The following is an 8,418-nucleotide window of genomic DNA, read 5'->3' as shown; positions in this document are numbered from 1 at the left end:
CAAGGATCCCGCCCACTATCTGGCGGGACTGGAGAAACTGTGCGATGAGCTAAATGTGCTGACCTAGTTTTTTTTGGGGCTATTGGTTGATCAGGGAAAGTTGTTCATAATGGCAATATATATGGCATGAGCTCCTTCCAACTGACAGCGTGACCCGGGAATAAAATGAGTGTACAACAAGAATTTTTCGAGTCCAGAGTACTACCCTTGGCTGGTGAAATTGAAGCGTGGCGCTCTGCGCTTGTCGAGTTGCTTGACACCCTCTCCAATGCAACTATACCGGAATGGGCGGATGAAAATTTCCTGCGTCATTTATGGAATACGGAGGCAGTATCAAGTACCGGATTGGGGCATGTATCAGTGGATGCCGCACTGTCGGACATGGATTTCCAGCTGTGGTTTGCTGCGCAAGCAATAGCGGTACGGCAATTAAGCGGGCAGGCTCAGATTGCCGCGTTGAAATCATTTTGTGATGAACTGTATGTGAGGTTCAAGGCATTGGGCATGAAGAGCATGCCGCGTCTCAAGATACATCGGGTGTTGGCTGCGCTTGCGCCCGAGAGCATGACGACGGTCGCCAATTCCGGATCGCGGCAGGCACTGTACCGTTGGATTACCGGCAAGACGTTGAAAAACGTTCATGAGATCGACCAGCATGTCACCATCCGTCGAGAAATCAACCGGCTGGCCAGTCTCTATCCACAATTGCACGATGTGCAGAATCTGACAACCTTCATGCTGCCCTGGATGGTTGCCGACCAGTTGACGAAGGCAAGTCATCAGGTTAAAACGAAAACTGTCGTGGATTTTCCGGTGGCGGGCAGTGCGGCACCAGTCGCGCCGAAGAAGGTGTTTGTTTCGATAGGCGGTGGCCTGCCACGCCTTCTTGAAATTTGCGCGATCGTCGACGCCGCGCCGTTATCCGATGAAGATATGTATGAACGGTTGCAGGAGCGATTTCCATGGAATTATCCCTGGGCTAAATCTGTTGCAGGATTTTTGACCAACAACTTGGCGATCCTTGAGCTGGAAGACCGGACGTTTCAACTCTCGGAACTCGGCCGTAAACTCTTGGAAGCAAGATCGGGCGAGGTGCTTGCCGAACGGGTGGTTGGTCACTTTGCCGGCGTAGACCATGTGCTGAACGCGCTCAAAGAAGGTCCCCGCCTCAGAAGCGAGCTGATCACTTTATTGAGGCGCATGAATCTGCGCCTGACGAGCGATTTCGTACCAAATACTACGCTGATCTGGCTGAAAGACATGGGCGCCATTGTTCTGAACAAGGGTGAGTATGCATTGACCTCTTCCGGTGAGGAGTGGGCCAGGCTTGTTAGCTGGACACCCGCAGCGGCGGAGGTCGAACTTCTGCCGGATGCGGCCGAGCTGATGGCCGTGGAGATGGAAGTACCCGCATGGCGCCGGATTAAGTCTTGCTTCCAGTCGTCGGCAAGCGCGGACAAGATGCTGTTCCCGGAAGCAAAAATATTCGAACTGCATGCCGGACTGTGGAGTCACAAGGTACGCCATTTTTGCATCCTCAAAGGCTTGTCGGGTTCCGGCAAGACACAGATGGCAGTGAGGTATGCCAGGGCGGTGATCGAAGCGGCAGGCGAGGATGAGTCATGCCTGGAAATTATTCCTGTCCAGCCCGACTGGTCCGATCCGTCGCATTTGCTCGGCTTTAACCATCCGCTCGATGCGGCACAGTACCAAGGCACGCAATTTCTGAACATTTTGCTGCGCGCGCATAATAATCCGACCAAGCCGCACTTCGTAGTGCTCGATGAACTCAATCTGGCCCATCCGGAACTGTATCTGGCGCCATTGTTGTCTGCCATGGAAACCGAATCGGAGTTATGGCTGCATCAGTCTTCCCAGGTCCACGCGCATGGCATTCCCGGCGCGATTCGCTATCCCCGCAATCTGGCCATTATCGGTACCATCAATATCGACGAAACGACGCACAACCTGTCGGACAAGGTCAAGGACCGTGCTGAACTGATTGATTTCTCGGACGTCGCACTGAGCAACTTTGACTGGTCGGCCTATGCCGGTCTTGGCGAACGCCTCGGGGTGATGCGGCAGGTGGTAGCGGATCTGCATGCGGCACTGCTGCCGGTCCGGCTGCATTTTGCCTTTCGCGTGGTAGCGTCGATTGCCGACCGCGTGCAGTTTGCCCATGCAACGCTCGATGATGAAGCGGGTTATGAATGGCGTGGCCAGCTCGATGACGCCATTGCATCGAAGATATTGCCCAAGCTACGGGGCGAGGATTCCATGCAGCTGCGCCTGGCCATGGATATGGTCTGGACGGTACTGTCTGAAAGCAGTCTGAACAAATCGGCACATGAAGTAGACCTGTTGCGTCGGGAACTGGCACGCGACGGCGTCATGAAATATTGGCGCTGACAGCGTGAAGCTGCTCATCGATGAAGTCTGGCAGGGCCAGACAACGCATGTGCTCGCAGCCGAACTGGGTGCGCAGGCACTAACGCTCGGTGGTCTGCGTGAAGCGCGGCGCTACCGGTTTGCCGTCACGTCCGAGGTGCCGCTGGTAGCGTACGCCGATGAAAAGCGCCTTGTACCTTTGCCACGTGATAATGCATGGCTGTGGGACAGCGGTTTTTGCATAGGCACGGTGCGTCTCGAGTTGACCAGCCTGCAAGGCGATGTACTGACAACAGTGTTGCTTGATATTGCTTCCGACGATAAAAAGCTGGGGGCTCAAGACTTGCGCCAGCTGCTCGAGGACCTGTTGCGACTGGCACCGGGGAAAATGGCTGGCGACAGCCAGGCCTTCCTGTCGCTCGACGCCCGTGGCGACTTTGCCGCGCAGGTCTTGTATCAGCGGCTGCGCCACTATGGCCCCTTGTTTTGTGATGCTGTCGACGCTTGCAGAAATTATCCGCACACGAGTTTCGAAGCTGTCACGCGCCAGCTGCCCATTGACCGGGTGCGGCGTCCTTCGCGGCGTGCCATGTGCGCTCCGAGGGTGATCGCTTATAGTGTGGCGATGGCTCCCGGCCACTACGGGCGTGCTGCGCCGCTTGTTGGCGCATCCCGCCTGGCATCGACCGTCGATACGCTGGCCAACCGTTGCCTGCTGACCTTGACAAAAAAAGTGTTGCACCTGGTGCGCAGCTTGCAACAGTCGCAACACTTGAATATGCAGAGTGTGGACGAAGCGGATACGTCGCGCAGCCTGCGGCGCATCCAGGTGCTCGATGCGCTGGCTGCCTCGTTGCGTGTGTCCGTTGCATGGTTGATTGCTGCCGGTGTCGGGCAGGGCCAGGATCTGGCCGATGGCCTTGCCCAGATGACGCCCATGCCGGCCTATGCGCGGGCGCTGCGCCTGGCCAAGCTCGCCTGTAGCAGCTCGTTCGGCAAATCCGGCAGCCATGACGCTGAACTGCCCCTCAATTCTTCGTGGGGGATGTATGAACAATGGTGTTTTGAATATACGCGTCTTCTGCTTGAACGCCTTGTTGGCGTGGCCGCCAAAAACAGGAAAAACATGCTGGGCGCAGGCAGCGATGCCTATGTTTTCCAGTTCCGGGACAGAACAATCACCTTGGCCGCACAGGTAACATTCTTTTCCGGTGCCAGTCCGCTCGCAGGTACTGAGCGGCGCAGCCTGTCTGGCGAACGTCGTCCTGACATGCTGTTGATCGTTGAAGGTGACACAGACATGCGGTGGTATATATTCGATGCCAAGTACCGGCAGAGCAAAGCCAATGTGCTCGATGCGATGGCATCGGCGCATATTTACCGCGATTCGCTGCTATTGCAGGGCAAGCGCTGCAGCCGCGCCATCCTGCTTACGCCAGGCGCGAGTTTTGATAGCCGATGGGAGATGTTTACGGCAGCGCACTGGAACACCTTCGGTACCGGAGCGGTGGCCGACTTCCGGCCAGAAGCGCCAGGGTTGGCGGTACTGGCCGATTTTATTGCGCATGCTTGCAACGGGCAGGCGGGCGATGCGGAGCGGCATGCAGCTTGATGCCGCTCCGTTGGCCTGCTACCACTTCGGCGTATACTTCAGCGTCAGCTGCACATTGCGCTGGTCGCCGAAATGGTTGTTGCCGCCCGTGTCGTTGTACGACGGGATCACGTAGCGCTTGTCGAACAGGTTGTTGACGTTCACCGCCAGCGACAGCTGCGGCGTGGCCTGGTACGCCAGGCGCGCGCTCCACAGCGAGAAGCCGGCCACGTCGAACGTGCGGCCATAGTCGAGCGTGTGGCTTTGCATGGTCACGCCGGCGCCCACATTGAGCTTGTTCCAGCTGCCTGGCAGGGTGTAGCCGGACCACAGGCGCAGCATGTGCTTCGGCGTCCAGGTCGAGAAGACCTGGCCCTGGTTGTCGGGGTCGTCGAGGTAGGTGGTCGTGGTGTAGGCGTAGCCGGCCGACAGGTGCAAGCCGGGCGCCACTTCACCCGATACTTCCGTCTCCAGGCCCTGGCTGCGCACCTTGCCCGAGGCGCGCGAGCAGTACCAGCCGTCGCAGGCAAAGCCGGCGTCGTAGTCGGTCACGGCGCGGTTCTTGTGCTCGTAGCGGAACACGGCCAGCGAGGTGTTCACTTTACCGTCCAGCAGTTCGCCTTTCACGCCCGCTTCGTAGCTGTCGCCGGTGATCGGTTTGAGCACTGTGCCGGCCGCGCTGAGGTTGGTCTGCGGCTGGAATACGCCGGCATAGCTGGCATAGGCGTTCCATTGCGGCGTGAGCGCGTAGATCAGGCCCGCCGTCGGGCTGAACTTGGCCGACACATCGGTGGTGTCGCGGTAGTCGCCGGCCGCATACACGAAGTCATACCAGCTGAAACGCCCGCCCAGCACTGCTTTCAATTGGCGCGTCAACTGGCCGTTCCAGCTGCCGTACAGGCCTTTCTGGCGCATGTCGTAGGTGCTGTAGCTGGTCACGCCGCGCGCGGCGATGGTATCGAAGTCCTGCCATGGGCGGTGATGGTCGATATTGAAGATCTGCGCGCCCTGGGTCCAGGCGCGCGCCAGACGGTCGTTGGAATGGAAGGTGGTGTAGCTGGCGCCGACCACCACCTCCTGGGCGATGCCCAGGCCGTTGTAATGGCCGCGCAGGTAGGCGTCGATGCCGCGCTTGCGGTTCTCGAAATCGGTGGAAAAATCGCCATACATCGAGCCGCTGCCATCGGCCTTGATGGTGCCCGCCATGCGCTGGTGGGTCGAGCCGGTGGTTTCATTGGTGGCCAGCGCCGAGGCCTTGAAGGTCCACTGGCTGTTGAAATGGTGTTCCAGGTCCGCGCTCAGGGTGTTCTGTTCGACCTTGCTGCGGTTCCAGTCGGCGCCCGTGTAGGTCGAGCGGGGCAGGCCCAGTTCGCTGCCGTCGGCATAGCGGCCCACGCCGATGAAGGTCGGCCGGCCGCGGCTGTCGACATGATTGGCGGCCAGGCCCAGCGTGGTGGCGGGCGTCAGGTCATAGTCGAGCGCCACGTAGGCGGTGCGCGTCTTGCTCCATACCTGGTCGATAAACGAGTGCGTGTCGTCCTGGTCGAGGATCACGCGCCCGCGCAGGCTGCCGTCCGCGTTCAGGGGGCTGCTGACGTCGACCTGGCCATTGTAGTGATCCCACGAGCCGGCGCGGCCCATCAGGCTGATCTGGCGGCCGGCCAGCGGACGCTTGCGCACCAGGTTGACGGAACCGCCCGGGCTGCCCGTGCCCTCCAGCAGGCTCGATGCGCCGCGCAGCACTTCCAGGCGGTCATAGATGACCATGTTTTCCTGGCCCCAGTTGCCCAGCGCATAGGTATTGCGGTCGATCGGCACGCCATCGTATTGCCACTGGTCGATCTGGAAGCCGCGCGAGGTGATCACCACGCCAGGTCCCACGCCATGCACGCCGACCACGCCGGTGACATTGTTGACCGCTTCGCGCAAATCCGTGATGCCCTGGTCGTCGAGGCGCTGGCGCGTCAGCACGCTGACCGATTGCGGCATGTCCTTCATGGCCTGTTCGCCCTTGCCCAGCGTGATCTTGCGCGCCGTGTACGAGCCGCTGCCTTCGGTGGTGGCGCCCTGTTCCAGCTGGCCGACGACGGTAATCGACGGCATGGTGCGCTCCGCCGCTGTCGTGGACGAAGCGGCAGCCGATGCCGTCGGGGCCGCCACCAGCACATAGCCGGTCGGCGTCTTGCCGATGGCGTAGCCGCTGCCGCGCAGCAGCACCGCAAAGCCTTCGTCGACGCCGTAGCTGCCTTGCAGGCCGGCGGTACTCAAGCCCTGCACCTTGGCCGCATCGATCACGATGGCCACGCCGGACTGCTGGGCGTAGCGGTTCAGGGCGCCGGCCAGCGGACCGGCGGGTATCGTGTAGCTGATGGCGGCAGGCGACGACTGGGCCTGCGCCGGCAATTGCGTGGCGGCGCAGGCGAGCAGCAGGGTGGCGATGGCCAGCGGACGCAGACGCGTATTGAGCGTGCGCGGGAATGGAGTGGTAACAGACATGGTGACAGCCTTTTGTGAATGATCTCAGCTGCCTTGACGCGCGAGAAGCGACTACACGAACCTGTGCGGCCAATTATTTTTTTTGAGGCGGCGCGTCGACCATCACCAGATAGCGCGTCAGCATGCGCACGCGCAGCTGCGGGAAATTGTCGATCAACAGCTGCAGCGCCTGGTCCGTATCGTCCAGCGGCAGCACGGCCGCCACGCGGATAGGTGCCAGTTGCGCGCGGTCGTAGCGCAGCTGGCCCGGACGGTGGCGCGCCAGCTCGTCAAGCACCTCGGGCAGCGGCCGGTCGTCGACCACCAGCTGGTGCGCGCGCCAGGCGTCCTGCAGGCTGGCCGCGTCAAACGTTTCCAGTGGCCCCACGCCGGCACCGGTGATGCGCGCGCGCTGGCCTGCCGCCACCACCGTGGTGGCGTGCTGCGGCAGTTGCACCGCCACCTTCGATTCGATCATGCTGAGGATGGTCGAGTCATCCTGCTGGCGCACCGTGAAGCGCGTACCGAGCGCGCGCAGGGCGGCGTGCCGGCTGTCGACGATAAACGGGCGCCGCGCATCTTTCGCCACGTCGACCAGGATCTCGCCCCGCACCAACTGCAGATGGCGCTCGCCGTTGGTGAAACGCAGATTGACGGCCGTGTCGCTGCCCAGGGTGAGGTGGCTGCCATCGGCCAGGGTGTGCGTGCGCCACTGGCCAGTCGGGCTGCGCAGGTCGGCCAGCAGATAAGCAGGGCGGTCGCTGGCGGCCAGGCCCGCCGCCACCGCCATCACCAGCATGGCGGCGGCCACGCCTGCCGCCAGATGGCGCCGGCGCTTGGGCGCGATCGCCGCCAGCGCCGCGCGCGCCGGGCGCACATCCCCACCGGACGGGCCGCGCACGGCATGCACCTGGCCCAGCAGGCTTTCCATGCCGGCCGCCGCCTTGGCATGCAGCGGGTCTTGCGCCTTCCAGGCCGCAAAGCCGGCACGGGCGGAAGCCCGCGTGTGCTCGTCATCGGCGCTCAGCTGGACGATCCAGTGCGCCGCCTGCTCGGCGATGGTCTCGGCGCGCGCGTCCCTCATGCCGGCAGTGCCAGGGATGCCTGGCGGCAGGCCAGCAGCGCCTGCACCAGGTATTTCTGCACCATCCGGGTCGACACGCCCAGTTGCTGCGCCACCGCCGCCTGCGGCTGTTCGTCCAGGTAGTGCAGCAGAAACGCCTCGCGCGCCTTGGCGGGAATGCCGGCCAGTGCATCGGCGATCTGTTCCAGCGCCTGCACCGCCATCAATATCTCGTCGGGCGACGGCGCGCCGTCGACCGCATCCATCACCAGCGCCAGTTCGGCCAGGTAGCTGCGCTCCAGCAACTGCCGGCGCGCCCGGTCGACCAGCAGCCGCTTGGCCGTGGTGGACAAGTAGGCGCGCGGTTCGCGCATGCCGAACAGCGCGTCGCGCGAAGCGATAATGCGCAGGAACGTATCCTGCGCCACGTCGGCCGCGCTGTGCGGACAGCTCAGTTTCTTGCGCAGCCAGCCATACAGCCAGCCGTGATGCTCGCTGTAGAGCGCGTGCACTTGCTGTTGCAGGGTGGGTTGAACGGCGGACATAAATGCTGGCATTGACTTATGAATGAGAATTATTCTCATTGTAAGCGCCAGTTGTGCTCTGCCACAATCCCCAATGAAGGAAGTGACGCCAGATAGTGCATGATTGTTGCGTCGGGGCTGCATGCGCGGCCTGGCGTGGCTTACAGTGCGCCCTTTGCTGTTGCCTTCTGCGCGATCCGCTCAAGCCGGTACAGCGCCTGCGTGCGTAGTGCTTCGTCGTCCGCCGATGCGCATTCCCGTATCACGGCAAGGGCTTCGTCCGTGCCAATTGCCTGCAGCACCCAGGGCGATTGCATGAAGCATCAGTGCTTGGTGTGGCCGTAGGTCGAAAATATTGCTTGTAAACGCATTGAGAA

Annotated in this window: 6 protein-coding genes; 2 read left to right on the top strand and 4 right to left on the bottom strand. The window is 61.7% G+C overall.

Annotated features, from left to right (window positions below):
• Nucleotides 1-165 precede the first annotated feature (165 nt).
• On the top strand, nucleotides 166-2,409 hold the full coding sequence (locus tag ACP7B7_RS31290; protein ID WP_426079311.1) for an McrB family protein: 2,244 nt from the start codon (nucleotides 166-168) through the stop codon (nucleotides 2,407-2,409).
• 4 nt (nucleotides 2,410-2,413) lie between these two features.
• On the top strand, nucleotides 2,414-4,000 hold the full coding sequence (locus ACP7B7_RS31285) for a nuclease domain-containing protein (protein WP_426079310.1): 1,587 nt from the start codon (nucleotides 2,414-2,416) through the stop codon (nucleotides 3,998-4,000).
• A gap of 18 nt (nucleotides 4,001-4,018) precedes the next feature.
• Here the strand turns inward: ACP7B7_RS31285 and ACP7B7_RS31280 are convergent, their stop codons facing one another.
• The 4 genes from ACP7B7_RS31280 to ACP7B7_RS31265 form a co-directional block, all read right to left on the bottom strand.
• Nucleotides 4,019-6,475, bottom strand: coding sequence for a TonB-dependent siderophore receptor (locus tag ACP7B7_RS31280; RefSeq protein WP_426079309.1), 2,457 nt, complete (start codon nucleotides 6,473-6,475; stop codon nucleotides 4,019-4,021).
• 73 nt (nucleotides 6,476-6,548) lie between these two features.
• A complete protein-coding gene (locus ACP7B7_RS31275) occupies nucleotides 6,549-7,538 on the bottom strand; it encodes a FecR family protein (RefSeq protein ID WP_426079308.1) in 990 nt (329 codons plus the stop codon).
• The gene (locus ACP7B7_RS31270) at nucleotides 7,535-8,062 is read right to left on the bottom strand and encodes a sigma-70 family RNA polymerase sigma factor (RefSeq protein WP_426079307.1); all 528 of its coding nucleotides are present in this window, start codon (nucleotides 8,060-8,062) and stop codon (nucleotides 7,535-7,537) included. The genes ACP7B7_RS31275 and ACP7B7_RS31270 overlap by 4 nt, the downstream gene beginning before the upstream one ends.
• A gap of 140 nt (nucleotides 8,063-8,202) precedes the next feature.
• The gene (locus tag ACP7B7_RS31265; RefSeq protein ID WP_426079306.1) at nucleotides 8,203-8,358 is read right to left on the bottom strand and encodes a hypothetical protein; all 156 of its coding nucleotides are present in this window, start codon (nucleotides 8,356-8,358) and stop codon (nucleotides 8,203-8,205) included.
• Nucleotides 8,359-8,418: the final 60 nt, after the last annotated feature.

The sequence above is a fragment of the Janthinobacterium sp. PSPC3-1 genome (genome assembly GCF_049896105.1).
Classification (GTDB): Bacteria; Pseudomonadota; Gammaproteobacteria; order Burkholderiales; family Burkholderiaceae_D; genus Janthinobacterium.
Note: the sequence above shows the minus strand (reverse complement) of the source record. Positions and strands in the feature narration are given on the sequence as shown.

Excerpts from the sequence above, each read along its gene's own strand:
- ACP7B7_RS31290 (WP_426079311.1), top strand. The coding sequence starts at position 166 with ATGAGTGTACAACAAGAATTTTTCGAGTCCAGAGTACTACCCTTGGCT.
- ACP7B7_RS31280 (WP_426079309.1), bottom strand. The coding sequence starts at position 6,475 with ATGTCTGTTACCACTCCATTCCCGCGCACGCTCAATACGCGTCTGCGT.
- ACP7B7_RS31275 (WP_426079308.1), bottom strand. The coding sequence starts at position 7,538 with ATGAGGGACGCGCGCGCCGAGACCATCGCCGAGCAGGCGGCGCACTGG.
- ACP7B7_RS31270 (WP_426079307.1), bottom strand. The coding sequence starts at position 8,062 with ATGTCCGCCGTTCAACCCACCCTGCAACAGCAAGTGCACGCGCTCTAC.
- ACP7B7_RS31265 (WP_426079306.1), bottom strand. The coding sequence starts at position 8,358 with ATGCAATCGCCCTGGGTGCTGCAGGCAATTGGCACGGACGAAGCCCTT.